Source organism: Heliomicrobium undosum, assembly GCF_009877425.1.
GTDB classification, from domain to species: Bacteria; Bacillota; Desulfitobacteriia; order Heliobacteriales; family Heliobacteriaceae; genus Heliomicrobium; species Heliomicrobium undosum.
In genome coordinates this window covers 1-25,188 of sequence record NZ_WXEY01000019.1, presented here as the reverse complement: position 1 = coordinate 25,188, position 25,188 = coordinate 1, and the positions used below count along the sequence as shown (strand labels likewise).

The 25,188-nt window shown below is 55.9% G+C and carries 18 protein-coding genes, 1 pseudogene and 1 CRISPR repeat array; of the genes and pseudogenes, 16 read left to right on the top strand and 3 right to left on the bottom strand.

Going from position 1 to position 25,188, the window contains the following annotated elements; genetic code table 11:
• Positions 1–200 precede the first annotated feature (200 nt).
• From cas3 to cas2, 7 genes are read left to right on the top strand one after another with little or no spacing between them, the layout of a single operon-like run.
• Entirely contained in the window at positions 201–2,453 is a 2,253-nt protein-coding gene (cas3, locus tag GTO91_RS13830; RefSeq protein ID WP_161259321.1) for a CRISPR-associated helicase Cas3', read from the top strand.
• A 47-nt stretch (positions 2,454–2,500) separates the two neighbouring features.
• Positions 2,501–3,160, top strand: coding sequence for a type I-C CRISPR-associated protein Cas5c (cas5c, locus tag GTO91_RS13825; protein ID WP_161259320.1), 660 nt, complete (start codon positions 2,501–2,503; stop codon positions 3,158–3,160).
• On the top strand, positions 3,157–4,932 hold the full coding sequence (gene cas8c / locus GTO91_RS13820) for a type I-C CRISPR-associated protein Cas8c/Csd1 (protein ID WP_161259319.1): 1,776 nt from the start codon (positions 3,157–3,159) through the stop codon (positions 4,930–4,932). The genes cas5c and cas8c overlap by 4 nt, the downstream gene beginning before the upstream one ends.
• A gap of 3 nt (positions 4,933–4,935) precedes the next feature.
• The gene (cas7c, locus tag GTO91_RS13815) at positions 4,936–5,802 is read left to right on the top strand and encodes a type I-C CRISPR-associated protein Cas7/Csd2 (RefSeq protein WP_161259318.1); all 867 of its coding nucleotides are present in this window, start codon (positions 4,936–4,938) and stop codon (positions 5,800–5,802) included.
• Positions 5,799–6,587 carry a CRISPR-associated protein Cas4 gene (cas4, locus tag GTO91_RS13810; protein ID WP_407929532.1) on the top strand — a complete coding sequence of 263 codons (789 nt, stop codon included), beginning with the start codon at positions 5,799–5,801 and terminating at the stop codon, positions 6,585–6,587. The genes cas7c and cas4 overlap by 4 nt, the downstream gene beginning before the upstream one ends.
• Positions 6,584–7,615: a type I-C CRISPR-associated endonuclease Cas1c gene (gene cas1c / locus GTO91_RS13805; RefSeq protein ID WP_161259317.1), complete on the top strand. Its 1,032-nt coding sequence runs from the start codon at positions 6,584–6,586 to the stop codon at positions 7,613–7,615. Before cas4 ends, cas1c begins: the two co-directional genes overlap by 4 nt.
• Before the next feature lie 18 nt (positions 7,616–7,633).
• The gene (cas2, locus tag GTO91_RS13800) at positions 7,634–7,924 is read left to right on the top strand and encodes a CRISPR-associated endonuclease Cas2 (RefSeq protein WP_161259316.1); all 291 of its coding nucleotides are present in this window, start codon (positions 7,634–7,636) and stop codon (positions 7,922–7,924) included.
• Between the two features lie 175 nt (positions 7,925–8,099).
• Positions 8,100–15,183: a CRISPR direct-repeat array (repeat unit 32 nt; unit sequence GTCGCACCCCGTGCGGGTGCGTGGGTTGAAAC).
• A gap of 583 nt (positions 15,184–15,766) precedes the next feature.
• On the opposite strand, the pseudogene GTO91_RS13795 reads toward cas2, so the two are convergent.
• The 3 genes and pseudogenes from GTO91_RS13795 to GTO91_RS13785 form a co-directional block, all read right to left on the bottom strand.
• A pseudogene (locus GTO91_RS13795) lies at positions 15,767–16,855 on the bottom strand (recombinase family protein); the annotation flags it as partial.
• A 472-nt stretch (positions 16,856–17,327) separates the two neighbouring features.
• The gene (locus GTO91_RS13790; protein ID WP_161259315.1) at positions 17,328–17,651 is read right to left on the bottom strand and encodes a hypothetical protein; all 324 of its coding nucleotides are present in this window, start codon (positions 17,649–17,651) and stop codon (positions 17,328–17,330) included.
• Positions 17,652–17,695: 44 nt separating this feature from the next.
• The gene (locus tag GTO91_RS13785) at positions 17,696–18,118 is read right to left on the bottom strand and encodes a helix-turn-helix domain-containing protein (protein ID WP_207709031.1); all 423 of its coding nucleotides are present in this window, start codon (positions 18,116–18,118) and stop codon (positions 17,696–17,698) included.
• Between the two features lie 160 nt (positions 18,119–18,278).
• Between GTO91_RS13785 and GTO91_RS13780 the strand changes: the two genes are divergently transcribed.
• The 9 genes from GTO91_RS13780 to GTO91_RS13740 all read left to right on the top strand — a co-directional run.
• The gene (locus GTO91_RS13780; protein ID WP_161259314.1) at positions 18,279–18,542 is read left to right on the top strand and encodes a helix-turn-helix domain-containing protein; all 264 of its coding nucleotides are present in this window, start codon (positions 18,279–18,281) and stop codon (positions 18,540–18,542) included.
• 37 nt (positions 18,543–18,579) lie between these two features.
• On the top strand, positions 18,580–18,741 hold the full coding sequence (locus GTO91_RS13775; RefSeq protein WP_161259313.1) for a hypothetical protein: 162 nt from the start codon (positions 18,580–18,582) through the stop codon (positions 18,739–18,741).
• Positions 18,742–18,789: 48 nt separating this feature from the next.
• Positions 18,790–19,386 (top strand): TrmB family transcriptional regulator, encoded by a 597-nt coding sequence (locus GTO91_RS13770; protein WP_161259312.1) that lies wholly within the window; start codon positions 18,790–18,792, stop codon positions 19,384–19,386.
• A gap of 31 nt (positions 19,387–19,417) precedes the next feature.
• Positions 19,418–20,113 carry a hypothetical protein gene (locus GTO91_RS13765; protein WP_161259311.1) on the top strand — a complete coding sequence of 232 codons (696 nt, stop codon included), beginning with the start codon at positions 19,418–19,420 and terminating at the stop codon, positions 20,111–20,113.
• Between the two features lie 20 nt (positions 20,114–20,133).
• On the top strand, positions 20,134–20,796 hold the full coding sequence (locus tag GTO91_RS13760; protein WP_161259310.1) for a hypothetical protein: 663 nt from the start codon (positions 20,134–20,136) through the stop codon (positions 20,794–20,796).
• Between the two features lie 571 nt (positions 20,797–21,367).
• Positions 21,368–23,626, top strand: coding sequence for an SF1B family DNA helicase RecD2 (recD2, locus tag GTO91_RS13755; protein ID WP_235919605.1), 2,259 nt, complete (start codon positions 21,368–21,370; stop codon positions 23,624–23,626).
• A 435-nt stretch (positions 23,627–24,061) separates the two neighbouring features.
• Entirely contained in the window at positions 24,062–24,415 is a 354-nt protein-coding gene (locus GTO91_RS13750; protein ID WP_161259308.1) for a hypothetical protein, read from the top strand.
• Positions 24,416–24,433: 18 nt separating this feature from the next.
• A complete protein-coding gene (locus tag GTO91_RS13745) occupies positions 24,434–24,784 on the top strand; it encodes a PrgI family protein (RefSeq protein ID WP_161259307.1) in 351 nt (116 codons plus the stop codon).
• Positions 24,781–25,188: hypothetical protein (locus GTO91_RS13740; protein WP_207709030.1), on the top strand; the 408-nt coding region annotated here is incomplete at its 3' end. The genes GTO91_RS13745 and GTO91_RS13740, both read left to right, overlap by 4 nt.

Here is a 25,188-nt window from a genome sequence, read left to right as displayed (position 1 = left end):
CCTCGGATAGCATCCGGGGCATTTTTTTTGTAAAAAAACTAATTTGTATAAAAAAGACTTCACCAAATGGGAAATCGACGCCTTGCGACATTTTTCGCTAAAGGAAACGAGATATTTGATGTGGTATAAAAAGTGAGTGAAAAGACTTGAACGAATGCCCATACAAAAAATACCGAATCGGCTTCCGGGAGGTGCACTGTTTGAAGTACTACGCCCATTCACTGCCGGACCAGCCGGAAGAGCAATGGCAGTTACTCCACACCCACCTGCTTCAAACGGCGGAACGGGCGGCGCAGTTTGCCGACCGGTTCAACGCTGCTCCATGGGGTGAAGCGGCGGGCCTGCTCCATGACATCGGCAAATACGCGCGGGAGTTTCAGAAGCGGCTGCGCGGCAGTCATATCAGCGTGGATCATTCCACCGCTGGGGCGCAATTGGCAACACGCTTGTATCCCAACGGACAAGCCCGGATACTGGCCTATACATCGGCAGGCCATCATACGGGGTTGCCTGACAGTGGTTTTCACAGCGCAGGAAGCCAAAATGTGAAGGGCACGTTGTTCAATCGGCTGGAAACGCCTGACTTGCATGATTACAGCGCCTACATGACAGAGATCACCCCTGTGCCGGGGCAGAGACTTGAGCGATTGCCCATAGGACCGATAAAAAAGCAGCAAGGCGTCAGCGTCTCCCTCTTTGTCCGCATGCTTTTCTCCTGCTTGGTCGATGCCGATTACCTCGATACGGAACGGTTTATGCAACCGGAACTGGCCGCTTTGCGCGATCCGGGAGAAGACTTATCCGCTCTGCTCGACAAGCTCGAAAAACACCTCGAAGAAAAGTGCCAAAAAGCCGCCAAGACAGTTGTCAACCAGGCCCGCGCCGACATCCTCCGTCAGTGCCGGGAAAAAGCGGAACTGGCGCCGGGGCTGTTTACCCTGACCGTGCCGACAGGCGGCGGGAAGACCTTGTCCGCCATGGACTTCGCCCTGCGCCATGCCGTAAAGAACGGTCTCGACCGAGTGATCTGCGTGATTCCCTTTACGAGTATCATCGAGCAGAATGCCGCTCTCTACCGGGAGATCTTCGGCGATGACAACGTGCTGGAGCATCACAGCACCTACCAGCCGGAGCGCCATCACCCGGTCGACGCGTACGAGGACGATATGGCAGATAACCGGGCTTTGCGCTGGAAACTGGCGACGGAAAACTGGGACAAGCCCATCGTCGTGACGACGAACGTGCAGTTTTTCGAATCGCTGTACGCTAACCGGAGTTCGCGCTGCCGCAAGTTGCACAATCTGGCGCGCAGCGTAATCATCCTCGACGAAGCGCAGATGATCCCTGATCGTTTCCTAAAACCATGTCTGGCCGCCTTGACCGAACTGGTGCGCAATTACGGCGCGACGATGCTCCTTTGCACGGCCACGCAACCGGCGCTGAACGGGTTGCTCCCAACAGAGGTAACGTCGCGGGAAATCATCGACCAACCGCAAACGCTCTATGAGCAGTTGCGGCGGGTCACAGTGCGAAACGCCGGCAGACTGAATGACGAACAGTTGATCGAACAACTGGCGCCTCACAGTCAGGCGCTGTGCATCGTCAACACCCGCCGCCACGCGCGGATACTTTTTGAGTATCTCGGCGAAAGCGCAAGGATGAGCGAAGGCATCGGCGTAGGTGAAGGGTGCTGGCACCTGAGCGCGCTCATGTGCCCGAAGCATCGCACGCTAAAATTAAAGGAAATTCGGGAGGCGCTGAGACGAGGCAACCCTTGCAAGGTCATTTCGACACCCCTCATCGAAGCCGGGGTGGATGTGGACTTTCCAATCGTCTATCGCGCCTTTGCCGGCCTCGACTCCATCGCCCAGGCCGCCGGGCGGTGCAACCGTGAAGGAAAACGCAAGAACGGGGAGGTGCTTGTATTCTCGCCCGACAAAGAATCGCCCAAAGGCTGGCCGGCTCTCATGGCCAAGCTGGGAGAGAGGGCATGGCGCGAGGGGGATGATCCCCTGTCTCTAGAGGCGATTAAACGGTTTTTTACCTATCGTTTCGAAATCGAAGCCGAAAAACTGGACGAACAGGGAATTATCAAACAACTGCAAGAGGGGGTTAAGCCGCTCGCCTTTCCCTTCAAAGACATCGCCGAGCGGTTTCGCATCATCGACAGCGAACAGGTGTCGGTGGTGATTCCCTTCGATGACGAGGCTTGCAGCCTGATTGACGAGGTAGCGCAAGGAAGAATCACAGCGGCCATCCGTCGCCGGTTGCAAGCGTACACCGTTGGCGTCTACCGCTTTGATTGGTTGAACTACTGCCGAGCCGGCGCAGTGAAGACAGAGGGCGGGCTGATCCAGGTGTTGGTCGATAAGAGCTATTATGATGACAATATTGGACTGTTGCCCTGTGATGGAAGGGGGGCCTCAACGGATCTGTTGCTGATTTCCGATTAACTATCGTTGGTTTTCCGTGAGATTTGGTTTGTAAAGGAGGGAACGCATTGGGCTATGGGATCAAACTGAAGGTATGGGGCGATTACGCCTGTTTTACCCGCCCGGAGATGAAAGCCGAAAGAGTCAGTTACGATGTCATCACCCCTTCGGCCGCCCGCGGAATCCTGGAGGCCATTCACTGGAAACCGGCCATTCGCTGGGTGGTGGATCGCATCCACGTACTGAAAGAGATCCGCTTTGAGAACTTCCGCCGCAACGAGGTGGGAAGCAAGATTTCCGCAGCCAACGTCAAAAAGGCGATGAATGGAAACACTGTCGCCCTCTATCAATCGGTCGAAGAGGACCGGCAGCAGCGGGCCGCCCTCTTGTTGCGCAACGTGGCCTATGTGATCGAGGCGCACTTCGAAGCGACGGACAAGTGGGGAGAGCGGGACACGCCGGAAAAACACTACAATATGTTCCTTCGCCGGGCGAGGGAGGGACAGTGTTACCACCGCCCCTATCTGGGATGCCGGGAGTTTCCCGCCCAATTTGAACTGCTTGAAGGGGAATTGCCCGCATCGTCCCTTCGGGGAGAGCGGGATCTCGGCTGGATGCTCTGGGACATCGACTACGCCGATGGCATGACGCCGCGCTTCTTCCGTCCCACGATGCGAAACGGGGTCATCGATGTAGAACGGCTCGCGCAGGGAGGTGGCGTTCGGTGATCTTACAGGCTCTCTACGACTTCTACGAACGCATGACCGCTGATCCCGGCTCGGGGATGCCCAAAACCGGCTACAGCAAAGCAAAGGTCTTTTTCGCCTTAAACCTGTCCGCTTCCGGCGATTTGCTGGACCTATTTCCCCTTTATGATGTGGTGAAAAACAAAAAAGTCGCCCGGGAGTTGGATGTGCCGGAGCAGATCAAACGTTCTTCCGGCATCTCGCCCAACTTTCTTTGCGACAACAGCGCCTATGTGCTGGGGATTGATGAAAAAGGGAAACCGGAACGGGCGCTTAAGGCCTTTGAGGCCTTTCTCCAATTGCATGAGGAAGTGTTCGCAGGAGTGGACGACGAGGGCGCCCAGGCGGTGCTCACGTTTTTGCGCAGACGTAAGCCCGGTGTCATCGATGAACCGCAATGGAGCGACGCGCGCAATGAACTTCTAGAGGGGGGTAACCTTGTCTTCCGTCTCGACGGGAGTCCCGGCTATATCCATGACCGTCCTTCCGTGCAGCATGCCTGGATCGGATATACCGCAAAAAGGGAATCAAGTGAAAAGGGGCAGTGCCTCGTCACCGGCGAATGGGGTCCCGTGGCCCGGCTCCATCCGGCGATCAAAGGGGTGTGGGGCGCTCAAACAGCCGGCGCGTCGTTGGTTTCCTTTAACAAGGATTCCTTCGAGTCTTACGGCAAAGAGCAGAGCATCAACTCCCCCGTTGCCTCCCATGTAGCGTCTGGATACGGCGCCGCCTTAAACTACCTGCTCGGCAGCAAGCGCAACAAGGTGCAGATCGGCGATACGGCGACCCTTTTTTGGGCTGAACGTGAAGCCTCGGTAGAAGAAAGCATCATCGGAACTCTTATTGACCCTGCCGAGCTTGAAGACGATGAAGCGCCAAAGGACGGCCGGCGCTACGATCCGCTGGCCGCCGAGTGGGTGCGCCAGGTCTTGCGTGACGTGCGAGACGGCAACCATGTGCTGGATCAAGACGCTAGACTCGATTCATCCGTGCGGTTTTACATACTGGGGCTCTCTCCGAACGCCGCGCGCTTGTCGGTGCGGTTCTGGCATGTGGATACCTTCGGCTCTTTGGTAGAGCGCTTCGTTCAACATTTTCGCGATATGTCGATCCAACTGCCGGTAGGGGGACGTTGGCCGGAATACCCGGCTATCTGGAGAATCTTGAAGGAAACAGCGGTGCAGGGCGAACGCAAAAATGTGTTGCCCCAATTGGGCGGGACGCTGGCCCGTTCGATTCTGCTGGGTACCGCCTATCCGCAGGCGCTGTATCAGGCCATACTGGTGCGCATCCGGGCGGAGCACGAGATAAACCCCGTGCGCGCCGGGGTGATCAAGGCACATCTGCTGCGTAATGCCCGAATCTACGGTTCAATCAAAGGGGAGGAGGCACTGACTATGGCGCTCAATGATCAGTCGACACATCCCGGTTACCTGTTGGGGCGGTTGTTCGCCCTGTTGGAAAAGGTGCAACAGGAGGCGCTGCCGGGGATCAACGCGACTATCCGGGATCGTTACTTCGGCGCTGCTTCGGCCACACCGGCTTCGGTCTTTCCGCTGCTGCTCCGCAATGCGCAGCACCATCTCGCCAAAGTGGAATACAGCATCTATTTAGAAAAGAAGTTCCAGGAGATCATGGCGGGACTGTCGGAATTTCCGGCCCACCTGAACCTGAACGATCAAGGATTTTTCATGCTGGGCTATTATCACCAGCGGCAAAGCTTCTATACAAAAAAGAACGATAAGGAGGAATAACCGATGACCGAGCCGATCTGCAACCGCTATGAGTTTGTCTTGTTTTTTGAGGTGGAAAACGGAAATCCCAACGGTGACCCCGATGCAGGCAACCTGCCACGCATCGACCCGGAGACGGGCCTGGGGATCGTCTCTGATGTGTGCCTGAAGCGAAAGATCCGCAATTATGTGGAGATCGCCAAGGCCGGTCAGCCGAACTACAATATCTATGTTCGGGAAGGCGCTGTGCTGAATAAACAGCACCTAACGGCCTATGAAGCACTTGGGATCAAGTCGGAATCGAAAAAGTTGCCAAAGGATCAGGAACAGGCGAAAAAGTTGACCGGGTATATGTGCGCCAACTTTTTCGATATTCGCACTTTCGGCGCGGTGATGACGACGGAAGTCAACTGCGGTCAAGTGCGCGGTCCGGTGCAAATCGCCTTTTCGCGTAGTATCGATCCGATCGTGCAACAAGAGGTGACCATCACCCGCATGGCGGTGACCAACGCCAACGATGCGGAAAAAGAGCGGGCCATGGGTCGAAAGCACATCGTGCCCTATGCCCTCTACCGCGCTGAGGGGTACATATCGTCCCACCTGGCTGAAAAAACAGGCTTTTCCGACGAGGACCTCGCTCTTCTGTGGCAAGCGCTGATGGAGATGTTTGAACATGATCATTCGGCGGCGCGCGGCAAGATGTCGTCCCGCAAGTTGTATGTCTTCCAGCACGAAACGGCCCTTGGCAATGCGCCCGCACACAAACTCTTCGACTGTGTCCGGGCGGAACGGATCGACAAAGCCCGGCCGGCGCGTGCCTTCGCCGACTATCACATCGAGTTGCATCAGGATAAGCTGCCCGGCAATGTGAAGGTATTGGAACTGCTGTGAGCAAGCGGGAGTATGGTGAAGAGGAACTGCTGGCGTTGTCGGGACTGCAGCACATGGCCTTTTGCGAACGCCAGTGGGCGCTGATTCACCTGGAAAAGCAGTGGAAGGAAAACCTGCAAACCATGGAGGGGCGCATCCTCCATGAGCGCGTCCACGATCCGCTGCTGTTTGAAAAGCGCGGCGATCGCATTACGGCCCGCGCCGTGCCGCTGGTGTCGCGACGGTTGGGCATCTACGGCGTCGCCGATGTGATTGAGTACCATCGCGTGGTCGAAAGCTTGACGGATACTGAAAACGAAACCGCAATGGAAACCGTGCGAGACGCGCCGGACCCCGCCCCGGAGGCCGTGGCGGGGTTCGCGCCGGGAGCCGTGAGGGTGGCAGGGAAGGATGGCATGTGGCGTCCATATCCGGTTGAATACAAAAGGGGACGGCCCAAAAAAGACAACCGGGATCGGGTGCAACTGTGCGCACAGGCAATGTGCCTGGAAGAGATGTACCATATTCGCATTAATGCCGGGTACTTATATTATGGAGAGATCCGCCGGCGCGAAGCAGTGGAACTGGACGAGCACTTGCGTAAAGAGGTGGAGGACTTGGCGCTGCGGATGCATGAACTGTACGAACGCGGCGCCACACCGCCGCCGCTGACCCGGCAAGGACCCTGCAAATTATGTTCTCTCCGGGACACCTGTATGCCGCGATTGCCGAAGACCGGCCGCGTGACCGACTACGTGCGGAATGTGCTGAAGGATATTCAGGAGGAGCGGGGGGCGTTGCCGTGAGAAAACTATTGAATACGCTCTATGTGACGCTGTCCGACGCCTATTTAGCCCGCGATGGAGAGAATGTGGTCGTCCGTTCCGGTGATGAGGAACGATTTCGCGTCCCTATCCACAACCTCGAAGGAATCATCACCTTCGGCTATACCGGCGCGAGCCCCGCTTTGATGGGGTTATGCGCCGAACGGGGAGTGGCGCTCTCATTTTTGACGGAGCACGGCCGTTTTCTGGCGAGGGTGACAGGCGGTGTCTCGGGGAATGTTCTCTTGCGACGCAAACAGTACCGGATGGCCGATGATGAAGACGCTTCTCTCGCGATTGCAGGCCATATGGTGACTGGAAAGATCGCGAACGCGCGCACGGTGCTCCAGCGGGGACTGCGAGATCATGAAGGGCGCATCCGGGGAGAAGTTGTCCAAAAGGCTGTGAATTCGCTTGCCGGCATATTAAGAGAAATACCCGGCGCGGGGTCTCTGAACCGCCTTCGCGGGATGGAGGGTGACGCAGCTAAAATCTATTTCGAAGCGATTGATGAACTGATCCTTGAACAAAAGGAAACATTCTATATGCGCGGGCGCAGCCGGAGGCCGCCGTTGGACTGTTTTAACGCCCTGCTGTCTTTTCTCTACACGCTGCTGGCTCATGATGTAGAGGCGGCGCTGGAAACGGTCGGTTTGGATCCGTCGGTCGGTTTTCTCCATCGTGACCGTCCTGGCCGCGCTAGTCTGGCCTTGGACGTGATGGAGGAGTTGCGGCCGTATTTAGCGGAACGAATGGCCTTGTCGCTGATCAATCGCAGGCAAGTGGACAGTAAAAGTTTTTACCAGAAGGAAAACGGCGCTGTCTACATGGATGCGGAAGCGCGAAAGACGGTGTTGACGGCCTGGCAGAAGCGCAAAGCCGAGGAGATTACCCATCCTTTTTTAGGAGAAAAAGTTCCTATCGGGCTCATCCCCTATGTTCAATCGTTGTTGTTGGCCCGCTATCTCCGAGGCGACCTGGATGGGTACCCGCCCTTTGTGTGGCGATAGAGATAGGGGTGAATGCTTATGATGGTGCTTATCACCTATGATGTCGATACGACGGATTCAGCCGGTCAAAAAAGGCTTCGCCAAATTGCCAAGCAATGTGTCAACTACGGGCAACGGGTGCAAAAATCCGTATTCGAGTGCCTGCTGGATCCTGAACAGTATGTTCAGTTGCGTCACCGTTTGGAGCAAATCATGGATCCGGAAACGGACAGCATACGGTTTTATATGCTGGGAACTAACTGGAAAAAGCGAGTTGACCATGTTGGGGCCCATTCATCGTATGATCCCGAAGGTCCGATGATCATCTGATTACGAAACGCGAACGTAAAGTGATCATAAAAACCCGGTAGGTTCGCGATCGTGATCTGACAGGGGTTGGATACCGATTCTGTCATTTCAGGCACGTGTTTCTAGAACGCCGCACAATGGTTTCGCGGAAATGTGTTTCGTAAAGGGCTAGGGATTAGGTTTTTTGCTGTATAGCGTCGCACCCCGTGCGGGTGCGTGGGTTGAAACCGGGGCCAGGGCGACGACGACTTCGTCGCTCTTCGCGCCGTCGCACCCCGTGCGGGTGCGTGGGTTGAAACTAGTCCACCCCACCATCACCGGCACACTTTGCGCCGTCGCACCCCGTGCGGGTGCGTGGGTTGAAACTGCGCCGACGACGCCGGATGCGCTCGGCTTTAGGGTCGCACCCCGTGCGGGTGCGTGGGTTGAAACCGGGTCAATGCGGAAGCTGGTGTCCTTGGTGCGGTCGCACCCCGTGCGGGTGCGTGGGTTGAAACCTGAGCAAGGGAGGCGAGGGCGATTTTCGGTCCTGTCGCACCCCGTGCGGGTGCGTGGGTTGAAACGCTGTTCGGAAGAGCGTAGGGCGTGCCGTTGATGGGTCGCACCCCGTGCGGGTGCGTGGGTTGAAACCGTACAGTTCAAACTTTGCCGTCCCGCCGATAGTGTCGCACCCCGTGCGGGTGCGTGGGTTGAAACGGAAACATCACCCAGCAACCCGGAGAATCAGCCGTCGCACCCCGTGCGGGTGCGTGGGTTGAAACCATGGCTACCTCCTACAGTTTTTGTCGGTCTCTGGCGTCGCACCCCGTGCGGGTGCGTGGGTTGAAACGGCGCGCCCGTCACCGCTTACGATGGCGTGGCAGGGTCGCACCCCGTGCGGGTGCGTGGGTTGAAACTTTTACCGCCGCAGAAAGGGCAGAACCGCATGAGGTGTCGCACCCCGTGCGGGTGCGTGGGTTGAAACCCAAATCTCCATTATCGATATTTGCAACGGAAACCCGTCGCACCCCGTGCGGGTGCGTGGGTTGAAACTGCCCGAATGTTTGCGCCTGGATGTCTGTCATAAGTCGCACCCCGTGCGGGTGCGTGGGTTGAAACGCGCCCCGGTGCCGGGGTCGTAGGTTCCGATGGTCGCACCCCGTGCGGGTGCGTGGGTTGAAACCGGTGTGACCGTCTTCGTCAGGGCAACCAGCGCCGGTCGCACCCCGTGCGGGTGCGTGGGTTGAAACGACATTGCCGGTAAGTTCTCCGACGCCGAATGGAGTGTCGCACCCCGTGCGGGTGCGTGGGTTGAAACCATGGCTTCCTCCTTAAATGTTCACGACGGTATTGGCGTCGCACCCCGTGCGGGTGCGTGGGTTGAAACTGTCAGATCCCTGGTGGTCTTCAAGTCGGAAAACCGTCGCACCCCGTGCGGGTGCGTGGGTTGAAACTGTTGGAGCACGGCAATTTTTTCTTCTGCCGTAGGGTCGCACCCCGTGCGGGTGCGTGGGTTGAAACACCTGTCGCCCATCCCGCGTCTCCAGTTCCACGCGGGTCGCACCCCGTGCGGGTGCGTGGGTTGAAACATGCTGTACATGGTCAGGCGGCGGGCGTTGATGTCGTCGCACCCCGTGCGGGTGCGTGGGTTGAAACCACTGCTTGCAAATTGTGCACCATTTCAAACCACGTCGCACCCCGTGCGGGTGCGTGGGTTGAAACCACTGCGTCCGCGCCGTAGTTCGCGATCCGCACCGTCGCACCCCGTGCGGGTGCGTGGGTTGAAACGCGTAGGGCGGAGATGAATCCTGTCGGCGGCGTTGTCGCACCCCGTGCGGGTGCGTGGGTTGAAACAGGAGGATGGAAACCGCGGCATCGCCGTAAGGTCGTCGCACCCCGTGCGGGTGCGTGGGTTGAAACCGGTTGACACGGTAAGACTTGCACTCAGGACGTTTGTCGCACCCCGTGCGGGTGCGTGGGTTGAAACCCTGCGCTCCCAGCGCATAACGAAGGTGGCAGAAAGTCGCACCCCGTGCGGGTGCGTGGGTTGAAACGACAATTTCACAATGCGCCCTGGTACAGAAAAGGCGGTCGCACCCCGTGCGGGTGCGTGGGTTGAAACCTTTGCCGTGTCTAATACCTGGTTGAAGTTCTGCGTCGCACCCCGTGCGGGTGCGTGGGTTGAAACTACGCCAGCCGCCATTTCCCTGCTCAACCTGTATCGTCGCACCCCGTGCGGGTGCGTGGGTTGAAACCTCCCCGGTGAACCCCGCCTTAATCACTACGTCCACGTCGCACCCCGTGCGGGTGCGTGGGTTGAAACCAGTGCTTGACTTTGATCTCATGGACGAATTGAGTCGCACCCCGTGCGGGTGCGTGGGTTGAAACCTATTCTCCGCGAGAAAGAAGATAAAAACGTGTGGTCGCACCCCGTGCGGGTGCGTGGGTTGAAACAAAAACAAACCGCAAAGGGCCTGGAAAAGTACGGTCGCACCCCGTGCGGGTGCGTGGGTTGAAACTCCGGCGGCGAACTGCTTATCGACAGAATCTTGGGCGTCGCACCCCGTGCGGGTGCGTGGGTTGAAACCGTAGATCTCGAATTTCGCTGTACCGCCTTTGGTGGTCGCACCCCGTGCGGGTGCGTGGGTTGAAACAAGATGTTTCAGGAGCAGATCAACGGCGGTCTGCGTCGCACCCCGTGCGGGTGCGTGGGTTGAAACTTAAACAGGTCGCGGGCGATGGCTTCGACGTAGGCGTCGCACCCCGTGCGGGTGCGTGGGTTGAAACCCCTCTGCTTCCCCCTCCACTTCGCCACCTGCCCGTCGCACCCCGTGCGGGTGCGTGGGTTGAAACCGCCGCGATCTCCCACGTTTCGGCTGGCGTGGCGTCGCACCCCGTGCGGGTGCGTGGGTTGAAACTTTAGCGTTTCCTGCGTGGCCCCCTGGAGCGCACCGTCGCACCCCGTGCGGGTGCGTGGGTTGAAACCCCTACATCAACAACGGTCAAGTCACATCCGCCAGTCGCACCCCGTGCGGGTGCGTGGGTTGAAACTTGTCTGGTTGACGTTTGCCGTCCGCTCGGCAAGTCGCACCCCGTGCGGGTGCGTGGGTTGAAACCTGACGGCATCCTGATAGCGTTTCAATCGCCGCTCCGTCGCACCCCGTGCGGGTGCGTGGGTTGAAACCGCCACCTTGTCTATGGCATCGGACACGTCGCCAAGCGTCGCACCCCGTGCGGGTGCGTGGGTTGAAACCGTAGTCCATGGCAACGTGGTAGGAGTCGAACGGGTCGCACCCCGTGCGGGTGCGTGGGTTGAAACTTCTACTGCGCGAAGGCTTCACAGTCTGAGCGCAAGTCGCACCCCGTGCGGGTGCGTGGGTTGAAACCTCAGCCCGCCGGATCTGGCTGTCATCGACCACAGTCGCACCCCGTGCGGGTGCGTGGGTTGAAACGCCGTTTGCGCTATCTATGACAGCGCTGACATCGCCGTCGCACCCCGTGCGGGTGCGTGGGTTGAAACTGCTTCGGTTGTGGCTGTTACTCTGCCTTGGTTGGTCGCACCCCGTGCGGGTGCGTGGGTTGAAACTGGTCCAGGGTCATGCCGTATTTTTCGAGTCCCTTGTCGCACCCCGTGCGGGTGCGTGGGTTGAAACCGACAGGGTATCCGTGTTTTTTGATCACTTCCTGGTCGCACCCCGTGCGGGTGCGTGGGTTGAAACATCGACAACGCCGAAAGCGTGACGCGGTTGCCCGTCGCACCCCGTGCGGGTGCGTGGGTTGAAACCCGAAGGAAGCGGCCTACTACGCAATCATCGACGTCGCACCCCGTGCGGGTGCGTGGGTTGAAACTGGCAATGGGTAGCATCATGGGCCTGCGTCTTTGTCGCACCCCGTGCGGGTGCGTGGGTTGAAACGCGCTGGCTCAACGCGCCGCGCAACTCCTGGCCCGTCGCACCCCGTGCGGGTGCGTGGGTTGAAACCTGTAGTAATCGCACTCCTCGCCCACGCAGACTTGTCGCACCCCGTGCGGGTGCGTGGGTTGAAACAAGAGCGAATCAGCGCCCGCCGAGACACCGTCCAGTCGCACCCCGTGCGGGTGCGTGGGTTGAAACTCGTTCCACGCTTTTTCGCCAACCTGCGGCGTCCAGTCGCACCCCGTGCGGGTGCGTGGGTTGAAACACAAAGCGAACGCAACCACGGACTGAACGGCAGCGTCGCACCCCGTGCGGGTGCGTGGGTTGAAACACTGTGTACGTCAACAGTGCTCTTTTGGCCCGGTGTCGCACCCCGTGCGGGTGCGTGGGTTGAAACGGCGGTGATCATCGCGGCCTGCTCCCTGCGAGTGGTCGCACCCCGTGCGGGTGCGTGGGTTGAAACCAACGTCAGTTTCCGCAGTGACATCTGATTGATTGTCGCACCCCGTGCGGGTGCGTGGGTTGAAACGGGGTTTTTGATTATACCCAGCCCGGTCCTTAGCCGTCGCACCCCGTGCGGGTGCGTGGGTTGAAACCAGCGAGGTTGCGGAAGTGGCGACTGTTGGCGCGGGTCGCACCCCGTGCGGGTGCGTGGGTTGAAACAGCTTGATCGGGGTAGTCACACAAACAGATATGCGTCGCACCCCGTGCGGGTGCGTGGGTTGAAACCTTACGAACTCAAAAAGAAAAGTCACCTTTCGGTGGTCGCACCCCGTGCGGGTGCGTGGGTTGAAACATTGATTATTAATGGATATAATTTCCATGAAGGGGTCGCACCCCGTGCGGGTGCGTGGGTTGAAACCACCATAAACATTTCTTATAGCCAAACACCCATTGTCGCACCCCGTGCGGGTGCGTGGGTTGAAACAGCGTTGCAAATAACAATCTCGTTATAATCGGCGTCGCACCCCGTGCGGGTGCGTGGGTTGAAACTTTTTGTTCTGTTTTAACCTGCCTCATCAGTGTAGGTCGCACCCCGTGCGGGTGCGTGGGTTGAAACCCTGATGCCGTTTTGCCTGTATAGTTTCCAACGGTCGCACCCCGTGCGGGTGCGTGGGTTGAAACTCCCGTTCCAGACTATCCTAAATCAGACCTTTATTGTCGCACCCCGTGCGGGTGCGTGGGTTGAAACTGTGGAAACAATGTGTCCTAATTATTTCCGCATCGTCGCACCCCGTGCGGGTGCGTGGGTTGAAACTATAGCTTTAGAGGTTTTCCAAATGATGACGTTGCGTCGCACCCCGTGCGGGTGCGTGGGTTGAAACGAGGACTGGTCCCGGAACATCGCCGCTCTGTCTCAGTCGCACCCCGTGCGGGTGCGTGGGTTGAAACTATTTCTTTTATTTTTTACTTCTCAACACTTGCAGTCGCACCCCGTGCGGGTGCGTGGGTTGAAACCTTAATGGTCCGGGAAGGCAGAAAGACTGTCGACGTCGCACCCCGTGCGGGTGCGTGGGTTGAAACTGGACGACGAGGAGGAGAATTACTGGACATTCGAGTCGCACCCCGTGCGGGTGCGTGGGTTGAAACAGAGGTTGAGGATTAAAAAATAAAGGGGTGTTTTAGGGTCGCACCCCGTGCGGGTGCGTGGGTTGAAACTTTTATAATCTAACTATTTCCGTATATACTCCATGTCGCACCCCGTGCGGGTGCGTGGGTTGAAACGGTGGTAATCGCCTCCGGGTTGACCTTGTCGTAAGGTCGCACCCCGTGCGGGTGCGTGGGTTGAAACGCCCAGACCACGAATGACCAGGTCGTCGACGGTGATCGTCGCACCCCGTGCGGGTGCGTGGGTTGAAACTGCCGCTGCTGAGTTATTGTAGCAAGTTCGAAATGGTCGCACCCCGTGCGGGTGCGTGGGTTGAAACAGGCTGTAGGTTGTCATCCTATCAGCGACAGAGGGTCGCACCCCGTGCGGGTGCGTGGGTTGAAACAAATGATTGGGGAATTCTGCTATATTCCGAAAAGCGTCGCACCCCGTGCGGGTGCGTGGGTTGAAACGTCGCGTCCAGACCGGTCTCGACAGGGTAGCGGTGTCGCACCCCGTGCGGGTGCGTGGGTTGAAACTTGCCGATGCAATACGTCAGCGTTCTGCTGGCATTACGTCGCACCCCGTGCGGGTGCGTGGGTTGAAACGGGTGAGTTCCGATAGAAGGAGGACGAAGGGTGAGTCGCACCCCGTGCGGGTGCGTGGGTTGAAACTGGCGCCTGCCGACAGGGTGGCTGAGATCCTCCAAGTCGCACCCCGTGCGGGTGCGTGGGTTGAAACTCGGCATAGACCTTTTTCAGTTCGGCTGCTTTGCGTCGCACCCCGTGCGGGTGCGTGGGTTGAAACAGGCGCCCGATGTAGGTAAGGGCTGGCGATTGGGTCGCACCCCGTGCGGGTGCGTGGGTTGAAACTTTTCGGCGTCCTCTCCGGCAGCGGTAACGCGCTGGTCGCACCCCGTGCGGGTGCGTGGGTTGAAACCGCCACGCACCCATTCAAGCATCCGGTCTTTTGCGTCGCACCCCGTGCGGGTGCGTGGGTTGAAACTCTAATGCCACATATAAACAACCGTTCTCTTGTGTCGCACCCCGTGCGGGTGCGTGGGTTGAAACTATCTCGGCTTGGCCGATGACGAGCACGACCGCGAGTCGCACCCCGTGCGGGTGCGTGGGTTGAAACACCGGTTGCCTTATGAACGGTGATGCATTTGCCTGTCGCACCCCGTGCGGGTGCGTGGGTTGAAACATCGTGCGCTGGCCAGGAACGCCGGCAAATCCAGCGTCGCACCCCGTGCGGGTGCGTGGGTTGAAACGTGATGTTGATTCCCGGCTTCACGTCTACTTGGCTGTCGCACCCCGTGCGGGTGCGTGGGTTGAAACTCTGGAAGCAGAAGGAGCGCCTGTGTTTAGAGGCGTCGCACCCCGTGCGGGTGCGTGGGTTGAAACCATAGCCCAGCAGGTGGATTGTTCCATGCTCGATCGTCGCACCCCGTGCGGGTGCGTGGGTTGAAACATGGAATATCTATCACCGGGTAAGAACAGACGTTGTCGCACCCCGTGCGGGTGCGTGGGTTGAAACGCATTTAACCCCATCTTGGATAACTCCGTTTTGGTCGCACCCCGTGCGGGTGCGTGGGTTGAAACCTTCCCTCACTTCCCATCAACAATTAAACTTTATGTCGCACCCCGTGCGGGTGCGTGGGTTGAAACCGCCACCCTCGTACACCAGATCGATACTGCCGCCGTCGCACCCCGTGCGGGTGCGTGGGTTGAAACCCGATCGTGCAAAAAACGACACCGATCCGAGATTGTCGCACCCCGTGCGGGTGCGTGGGTTGAAACCAGTTCCGGCCGGACATGGCCCCACAACGAAATGATAGGCCACCATACTGAATCGGGAATACCATAGTCGCACCCCACGCGTGTCCGTGCATGTAACACCTTTAGAGAAAATATATCGAATCGTAACGGTTCCATGGGGGCGCCCGTTTTTTATTTCTGTCGAGACTTCAATCCGGCCTACAAGGGACGTCACGATTTGGCGCCGAGTTTCAAAGGTGTCGTCTTTGGCCAGTTTGTCTCGCAATGCCTTGAGCAGTTGTTCGGCTGAAGCAAATCGAGATAAGAGGTTATCCTCAGAAGCAATCGCAACGAGCTTGTCTAACTCTTTGAGGCGTTGCCGGAGGTATTCCGTTTCCTGGGCGATCTTCGAAAGTTGCTTCTCTACGTCTGACGACGAGATAATATTGCGGCGGTACAAATCCAGAATCGGTTGTTTTTCTTGGTCCTTTGCGAATATAGCTTGTTCGATCATTAACTTCTCGTCAGAGTATTTCTCCTTTTCCGATTTCCGGACTTCCATACTGGCCACAACCTCTGCCAGTGTTTCACCAGGGTCATTTATGAAGCGAACGCAGTCCCCCCATACGGCGCGTTCTATTTCTTCTAAAGGCAGGTTTTTTGACGCGCATTTGCCGCTATACTTGCCTCGGTAGGATATCTTTCCATTACAGACGTAATATGCCTTCAGTGCGCCTTTAGGACCCTTAAAGGCAGTTCCAGTATAGGTAAGGCCACACATTCCGCACTTGATTAATCCCCGGAGGAGATATTCCCGTTTGGCATTTCGGGTTGCTTCGATCTGGTTGTTTCGTAACGATGTCTGGGCGGTCTCCCAGATATCCTCCGAAACGATGGCGGGCACCTGTCGGGTGATCGTACTGCGCTGTTTCTTTGAGCGTTTTCCGTACTCGTGAATTCCTTTGTACGTAGGGTTGACGATCATGTTCCGGACGCGACCGGGAAGCCACTGGCCGGATGTGGCCACTTTGCGCTTGCCGGAGGTAACGAGCCGGTTGTCCTTTGTGTAGGAGGGAGGGATGCCCAAGGCATTCAGGTAGTCGGCAATCTTAATCGTTGAAAGCCCCTGGGCGGTGATCTGGTGATAAATCATGCGGATTACATCGGACTCACTCAAGTGGTGGCCGGGGAGGGGGTCATCGTTGATCTCCAGGTAGCCATCAACAACACGATATCCGTACGGGACAATCCCACCAAGCCAGCGGCCTTCCCGTGCGGCCCGATTGGCGCCATGCCATAGGCGGGTGATAATTGTATCCCGTTCAAGGTCAGCAACGCCAGCAAGGATGGTAAGCAGGAAACGACCAGAGGGGTCACCCGTGTCGAAGGGTTCCGTCATGCTGCGAACAACGATGCCGGTCTGCTCCAGGTCGTGGACAGCGTTGAGGATAATGCGGGCGCTGCGGCCAAGGCGGTCTAGTTTGTATATGAGAAGTACGTCAAATGGCTTTTCGGAGGCTTCTTTGACGAGTTTTGAGCCCTCTGGACGCTGTTCCAAGGGGATAGTTCCGGAGATGCCATCATCGATGTACCATTTGATGATGGTGTGCTGGTGAAGGTCGCAGTACTTGTTGGCGAATTCGATTTGGTTTTGAACGGTGCCCCGGTCTGCTTGATCGTCGGTTGAGACTCGGGCGTAAATAGCGACGCGCATTGTGAATCACTCCTTCAAAGAGCGATTGGTGGGTGTGCTTGATTGTGCCCTTTTTTCGTTATTTTTGCATGTGAATCTACCGTTTCTCTGGTTACTCAAGGACTTATCCGCTAGAAGTCACAAAGAATCACGAAATCAGCACAACAGAATCCCACAAAAAGGCAAATTATTCGTCTTAATCTTGTTTGTTACGGTTAGCACACTGAATCAGGCTGAATCCGTGATCCCTCGCAAAATTTGTTATTGGCATATCAACTTGCGGAATGCGGGCTAGAAGGAATAGGAAGCATGTTTCCGTAAAACAAAGATTGGGTCCATTACCACTATCGCGGCGGCTGTTTTAGACTCAATGACCTAAAGGATCAAAGTAATTTTTAGAAAATAAAGACACGGAGTATCATTAGTCGAAAGATGGAATATAGTGTCGAAATATGTCTAGAAGACAAAAACACCCTTAGGGGTGTTTTTGCTTTTATGCCAACTTAAACAAGTCCGCAGCCTCTTCAATTGTCGTCCTCTGCATGTCCAGACCCACAACATATCCTATCGTCGGCAAATCATAGATGATGTGCTTTATCTCATGGCAGAACACCCGGTACTGGGTCTTTGCGTTAATGTTTCCATTTATCACCAGATGGTATCTAACTTTCCGGCTGACATACACGAACGCATATACCTCTGGCGTGAGATTGCCGATGCTTATCCGAATATCAAAGGTGTTCATTACGTCATGAAAGGGTATCGACTCGTCAATCAGACTGAGTATCAGTTGTTTGTCAAGGATGGAGAGGTTCAACGTAGACGTGCCTCCCTAGATGGTCCTGCGTGGTTATGGACTAATCAATCTTCTTGAGCTTCTTCATCCTCAATGGCTTTGATAATCCGAATGATCTTTTTGATCCCGTCGGGCGGCAAGGGGCGTACTTGTTTGAAAAGAAGTTGGAGGTCTTCGCGCTCTTTTAGTTCAGCAAAGAAAGTAAGAAGTTCAGGGTCGTCTGTGAGAGCCGATTCTATATGATTGACAGCGTTTCCAACACCTTTATTTTGGGACGGTGTAGGTTCATCAGTTAGGCCCAGTAGGAAATCCGCTGACACATTGAGCACTGAGGCAATTAGAGGGAGTTTCTGATTATCTGGTTGCCTGTAATTATTTTCATACCCAGATATTGTTGGAATCTTAACACGAATTTTCTCTGCTAGTTGGTCTTGGGTCATTCCAAGACGTTCTCTGGCCCACTTTATCCGTTCTCCAGTAGTTTTCAATCGGCTCCCCCCCCAGCTAACTACATAATAACAGGATTATGTGCTTCGCAAATAACAATACGCAAAATGCAAATAAATCTATTGACATTCGCGTATCGCGTATGTAAAAATTAATTGTGTGTATTCGCGAAATGCGAAATTGAGTTTTGGGGGTGAAATCTTGGGTTGCGGTTCTAATGTTCGTGAATTGCGAGTTATGAAAGGACTAAAAGCAAAGTTTGTTGCCTCAAAAATTGGTGTTAGTCCTTCAATGTACTGTGACATGGAGAAAGAAAGGCGACGTATTGACGCAAGTATTTTGGCTAAGATCGCAGATGTTTTTGGTGTTTCTGCGGATGAATTATTGCGCCCTAGAGTACGCGAAACGCGAATAGAGATGATGGCTAAAAAACAATTAGACCACCCGTGTTCCGGTGCTTGCTAAAAGTGGCTATTTATTTAAAGAACTTGGAGGTGGCCTTATGCCCAGGCGGCCAGATCCCATTGAATACCGTGCCGTCTATGGCACGGACCCCAGTAAGAATGCCGAGTTGCTCAGCAAGGTTATCGATATCCTCAATCGGAGCGAAGTCATGAAGAAGGCTGAGCAGCAGTTGGCGGAAAAGGACAAGGAAACGGCGTGACCTGTTTGCTTTATAATAACCTATTTTTGGTATAAACAGGAGGGTTATATGCAAGCCCCATGGCATGTCATGGACCGGGAATTCCGTCAAACCCGGTCGTTGCTGAGTCGAAGAAAGACTGATCTACAGTTTGAACTGTACCGGGCCATCGTAGACCGGGCCAGCGACGAGGAAAAGTCCATTGTCGCCAAACGGCTCGACCAGAATCAGTTCAAGCTGTGCAATATCAACACCCAGGAACAATTCATCCAGACACACAAGCTGTCGGAATTGAAAAAGCACCCAGACAATCTGGTTTTTTATGGTTTAACGGCTCGCCACCGCCAGGCGCTGATCGTCAAATACGCGGGCGGGAGAAGTGAACGGATGGCCCAGCAACTCGGAATGACCGTCGAGAGTTACCGGCAGGCGATCCGGGAGGCGACCGGTATCATACATCTCAATGCTGCCACCTTACAGGAGGCACATTCCCTGGGGCTGACCGAGGAACAAACAGCGGTTTACATCCGGTTGTCTAGGCTGGAGCGGTCAGTCTACGTACGGAAGGACCAAAAGCCCAGGGACATCGCAAAGGAACTCGGAGTCAGTCTTTCTCGTGTATACGAGGCGATCCGAAGGATAAAGGCCAAGACAGAAGGTCAGTAGGGAATGGCGTTGCAAGAAGGGAGGAGGGAGCGTGCAAAAGGAAACGATTGACCTATTCCAGTGGCACGTGGCCTGTGTCCGCCAGACAGGACAAGAACGGCCGCTCTGCGCCACGATATGTACGCAAGCGCCTCCCGAACTGAAACCCTATCTCAAGGTGGATTCGCTACACCGGGAAGCGGTGGTCAACGCCGGTAAGTCGCCTCGCGTTGTATCAGAGCCGGTATTGCCAGGGTATATACTCGTCGGACTACGAAAACAGGCCAGTCTACTGGAGCATCTGGAGGTGTTTCTATCTGGGGTTCCACTTTACCACACTGGATACAAGCTTCGCCCGATCTCAGCCGCAGAAGCAAGGTTCTTGCAGTCCCTTACTCAGGATTTGAGTGTCCAGGTAAACGTGAAGACGACAGATATCTACTCCTGGACGGTCGGACAGTCCGTTGAGGTGGATGTGCCCGAATACGGTCGCTGCAGAGGTGTAGTCAAGCGCATCCAGCAGAGCGACATGCTTACCATATGGCTCCACGGCTCTCTGGCCACCACGCTGGGTAATGCCGCTGTTCGATTGGTGGTGCAGGCAAAAGCGCCTGTGGCTTGTTGGGTTCCAAGAGGAAAGAGCGAAGTTGACTACGACTGCGCGTGCGCAGCTAAAGACTGGGCAGACCTCATGCAACCGGAGTTTTTTAATCCCGACACGATTCCATATGCAACCAAGGCGAAGTAACTGACAGAAAGGGGACGGCTATGTTCACAAGACGACTGCGGACTGCGCCTTCCAGGCCACCGATGCCGGCTGATCTGGCGGTGGTCAACCAAGAAGAAAAAAAGGCGAATGTGGCCGGGTTTACGCTGGTGAAGAAGCGAGAGAAGGGGGCGGCTCAGTTTACCCAGGTGATTTCACGGAATGTACTGTATCTCACCAGCAACAACTACCTAACGACGTCCGAATCGTCTTTCCTTTTTCATCTGAGCGCCGTGGTGGAGATGCACTCTAACGCCCTGACGAAACATGTTCAACAGGGGAAAGAACAGAAGTCCAGCGGAAAATACTTCACCATTGCCGAACTGGGGCGGGTCTTTGGGTTCTCGCGGGAACACGTCAGTCGCCTTGTCAGCCGGCTTATCGAAAAGGGTATCGTCTATGAACTGATCAACCTTCGGAGTATCAAGCGTCATGGGCGGGTGGTGGAAGAGCGGCCACTGTTCGTCAACCCTGAGATCATGTTTGCAGGCAGCCAGAACCGGATCAACGCCACCTTATGCCGGATCGTCATTAACGACGATTTTCTGGAGAAGGAGGGCATGATTCTTCCCTACAAACTTTGGATTCGTCCCGGTGAAGAATACGGGCGTCTCTATCCCCGTAAGCGGTACATAGAACTGAAGCAAGGTAGCGCCGCTAAATAACCCTGACGTTTTTTGACCAAAACCGCACAGGGGGAGATCTGTCTATAGGGTGTGATAAAAACATCACACATGTGTGATGAAAACGTCACACCCCCCACACCCCAAAAAATGCTTCCAATCTTCGTCTAGCGAGAGTTTTCGGCTGATTTCGGCTAATCGGCAGCGACTCTCTCTTCTTACTCTTTAAATATACAACGGCAGTCGGTTTGGGGGGGGCTGGAGCGGTGAATCCGAGGAAGTGCGGTCAGGGTAGATAGTGATTTTTTCCAGTGAAAAAGGAAATCGGATTGATGTTGATTGGGAAGCCTTTGCGCTGGTGCGCTGGGTTCGGGACATTCGGGTGGCATTGGCCAGATTGACATACTCCCACGAATTTATTCGTGGGAGTATGTCAAATTGGCAGCGTGTATGTTTCTGGCTGACAACAGAAAGCCCCAGATAATCAAGCATTTCTGAACGAAGGAAAAAGGCAACCGAATTCCCTTCTTTCACTGGAAAAACCAAAACGATTGCCGGAAACATAACCGATAGAAGGGAGAAGGGGGGTTTAGCAAGGGAAAGCATGTTGGCTATGCAGAGTGACCTTTTTCAGCAAGCAACGGAACCAGCAGCGGGTGATGCAAGAACAGCAGAACTGAAGGGGATCGTCCGGCGGATTATCTTTCAAAAAGGCGACTTCTACATCCTCGCCATTTCACCGGAACAACGGAAGGATACGGTGACGGCCACCGGGGAGTTTTTCAATCTGGCCCCGAATGATTCCCTCATCCTGTGGGGTGAATGGGTGGACCATAATCGCTTTGGAAAACAGCTGAAGGTGACCCGTTGGGAGCGCCCGCAGCCGACTAACGAGGCTCAACTCCGCGAGTATTTGTCTAGTGCCTTTATCAAGGGTGTCGGTAGTAGCAAGGCCGCTCAGATTGTCAACGCTTACGGCACTAATGCGCTGGATATCATCCTGGAGCAGGGACCGAAAACGTTGGAGGCGATCAAGGGGATAGGACCCCGACAGGCCGAGCAGATCTACAATGCCATCCGGGACCGGCACGAATTGCATCGCGTGGTCATGAACCTGCTCCCGCTGGGATTCACGCCGAAGCTGGCCCAGCGAGTGTACAAGAAGTTTGGCAGCCGTACCGTTGATATCGTGAAGACGGACCCCTACCGGCTCACGGAAGTGGACCTGATTGGCTTCTACCGGGCCGATCAGATCGCCGCCTCGGTGGGTCTGCCAAGGGACAGCGATGGGAGAATCAAGGCGGCGATCCGGCATGTCGTAGAGGGACAGACTGCCAGCCTGGGTCATTGCTGGATCCCCATGGAGGATGTCATCGAGCAGTCATGCGTGCTACTGAACCGTGAGACTCGTTCGGTGGAGAGACAGCGCGTTGAGCGGGCCCTAAGCCAGTTATGCACCCTGGCCGACGACAAGGAGCGGACTGTGTTAGTACAGAACGGGCAGGTCGTGTATCCAAGCTGGCTGTACCAGGCCGAACTGCGTCTGGCCGAAAAAGTGCAGGCGATGATGGGTGTTCATGACAAACCGCCAGCCAACCTGGATAAACTTATTCTCGCTTATGAGCGTGCCACCCGGATTGAACTTGCGCCAGAGCAACGACAAGCGTGTCGGGCCATCTCTCAGACGGATCTGTTGATTTTGACGGGCGGTCCGGGAACTGGTAAAACACAAACAACCCGTGCTGTTTTGTATGTCTTTGAAAAGTTGCATCCCGAAGCGAAGATCTTACTGGCAGCACCCACCGGGCGCGCTTCCCGGCGCATGGCCGAAGTTACTGGCCGGGAGGCGGGAACACTGCACCGGATGCTGGGTATCGGCAAGGACGGCAAGGCCCAGTACAACCGGGACAACCCGCTTCCTTGCAACCTGCTTGTGGTCGATGAATCCTCCATGATGGATCTCTCGCTGGCCTATCGGGTATTCGACGCCTTGGCGCCGGGGACGAAAGTGTTGCTCGTGGGAGACACGGACCAGTTACCCTCTGTGGGGCCAGGGAACGTACTGAAAGACCTGATTGAGGCCGGTTGTCCATCCGTCCGGCTGACCCGGATCTTCCGCCAGGCGGAACAGAGCCAGATCGTGCTGAACGCACACCGCATCAACCGGGGGCAGGCGCCCCAGATCAATCCGACCAAGGGAGACTTTTTCTTCATCTGGCAGGAAGACCCCGAAAAAGTGGCCGACTTGATTCTTCGGTCCGTCATGCGGCTGATCCAAAAAGGGATGGGCATTGGGGACATACAAGTGCTGTGCCCGATGAAGAAAGGGCATACCGGGACGGATAGCCTGAACCGGCGGTTGCAGGAGGTTGTCAATCCGGCGCGGGGTAGTGGAAAGATGGAGGAAATCACTTACGGCAGCCAGGTGTTCCGCCTACGGGACAAGGTGATCCAGACGAAGAACAACTACGGTAAAGGCGTACTTAACGGCGACATCGGAACCATCGTCTCGGTAGGAATGGTGCAGGCGAACAGCGACGATAGCGAGTCGGAACCCGCAGAGGGTATCGTGGTCCAGTTTAACGGCCAGGAGGTTGCCTACACGCAGGAAGAGTTGGGACAGTTGGCGCTGGCCTACGCCATCACCGTCCACAAGAGCCAGGGAAGCGAGTTTAAGGCCGTAATCGTCCCCATTACTACACAGTCCTACGTCATGCTGGCAAGGAACCTTCTGTATACGGCGATCACGCGGGCCAGGGAGATGGCGGTTCTTGTGGGGACAGACAGGGCTCTCTGGATTGCTGTCAAGAACGACAAGGTGAGCCAGAGAAACACGGGATTGAAGGAAAAGATCAGGCCATTCAAGCATTGAAGGTTGCAGTATGCTAATAACGTCTTTGTTTTCTCGTCTGTCGCCCAGTCGTTTGACACTAATTAAAGGATCAGTATAATTAAGTTGTAAATGGTTTTTGGTGATTCCCGAATCGAAAATTTGGGTTTTTCACCTCACAAAAACCGTAGTGCCCAAGGTATGCCCAAAACGAGGCAGGTGTGACTTGCTGGAAGTCGAAAGCGCAGGCCTCTACATCCACAGAAATTTGGGTTTTTGACCTCACAAAAATCCAGCGCCCAAGGTGTGTCCAAAAGTAAGTAAAACGCCCTGGCTCTCCATAAAAGGCCGGGGCGTTATGATTGCGGAGCTGATTTTTCTGCCATGGCAGGGAAGTCGGCTTTTTTGTTTGAGGGGGGGTAACAGGCCTCCTGCAAAACAAAAGCGCAGTTCATTTTTCTTTAAGGGGGTGAAAGAATGGGATTGAAGAAAAAAACAGCGGTGATTCTGGCCCTCTGCCTAGCTGCTACGTTCATCTTTTGCGGGATTGCCTTTGCTGAAGTAAATGTCAGTGTAACGGGCGGCGTACAAAAGCAAAGTTTGGAATCTGCAGGGAACAAAATCCTAGATGCGGTCAAGTGGATCATGGCGATTTTGACCATCGTGTGCGCCGTTGCCATGGCTACCATTGGGGCCAAGATGGCAGCGCTCAGTTCCAATCCGCAAAAGCGTGCCGACATGATGACGGGCTTTCTCATGGCCATGGGCGGCACGGCGATCTGTGGCGGCGCCTGGTTTCTTACCTCCGTGGGTCTTGGCATTTTCCAGTAGAAAACGAGGAGATGAACAATGGGGGGCATGTATCACCTTCCCCTGCAGATGGATGGGGAGGATAAGGTTGTCGGAGGCATGTTCAGCCTCCGGCAATTGGCCTACTTTCTGGTGGGGCTGTGCTTCGGAGGAGGGGCCGGCCTCACCGTCTTCGCTCTGTCCGGCATCATCCCCGGCCTTGTAGCGGGCGTCATTCCGCTGGGTCTTGGCCTATACATGGCCTTCTGGAATATGGACGCCTTCGGGATGACCGCCGACCAGTATTGGCGAAACCGACTGGCCTATGCCTTCCGTCCCAAAGCGTTCCCGTACATCCAGGATCCGGCGGCGATGTTGCCCGCCCAGGAGAAACGGAGGGGCTTACGTTGATCGTTGCCGCCGGGATCATTACGCTGCTGACTGCCATTTTTGGTAGCGTTTTCTTTTTTGAGAAACGAAAGCAGCGGCGAAGCAAAAAGGAGAAGCCCGACATCCCCAGCGCCCAGACGTTCCTCAAGATTAAGGATATCCGTCACAGCGCCATCAACCTGGGCGCGGGCGAATACCGGGCGGCCATCGAGTGCGGGTCCATCAACTACTTCCTGCTTTCGGACAATGAGCAGTCGTCTGTCGAGTCGGCCTTCTCCCGCTATCTTTCCGGCCTGACGAGGCCCGTACAGTTTCAGATTCAGACGCGGCAGGTGGACATGCGCTGGGCGATCAACCAAATCCGGTCGAATGCGGCCCGGCAGCAGAACCCCGTCCTGCAGGGCTATGCGGAAAACCTAGCAGGT

What these genes read in the sequence shown, in the direction of transcription:
- GTO91_RS13750 (WP_161259308.1), top strand. Translation starts at nt 24,062, where the DNA reads ATGGGATTGAAGAAAAAAACAGCGGTGATTCTGGCCCTCTGCCTAGCT.
- GTO91_RS13760 (WP_161259310.1), top strand. Translation starts at nt 20,134, where the DNA reads ATGTTCACAAGACGACTGCGGACTGCGCCTTCCAGGCCACCGATGCCG.
- recD2 (WP_235919605.1), top strand. Translation starts at nt 21,368, where the DNA reads ATGCAGAGTGACCTTTTTCAGCAAGCAACGGAACCAGCAGCGGGTGAT.
- GTO91_RS13745 (WP_161259307.1), top strand. Translation starts at nt 24,434, where the DNA reads ATGGGGGGCATGTATCACCTTCCCCTGCAGATGGATGGGGAGGATAAG.
- GTO91_RS13770 (WP_161259312.1), top strand. Translation starts at nt 18,790, where the DNA reads ATGCAAGCCCCATGGCATGTCATGGACCGGGAATTCCGTCAAACCCGG.
- cas7c (WP_161259318.1), top strand. Translation starts at nt 4,936, where the DNA reads ATGACCGAGCCGATCTGCAACCGCTATGAGTTTGTCTTGTTTTTTGAG.
- cas2 (WP_161259316.1), top strand. Translation starts at nt 7,634, where the DNA reads ATGATGGTGCTTATCACCTATGATGTCGATACGACGGATTCAGCCGGT.
- GTO91_RS13775 (WP_161259313.1), top strand. Translation starts at nt 18,580, where the DNA reads ATGCCCAGGCGGCCAGATCCCATTGAATACCGTGCCGTCTATGGCACG.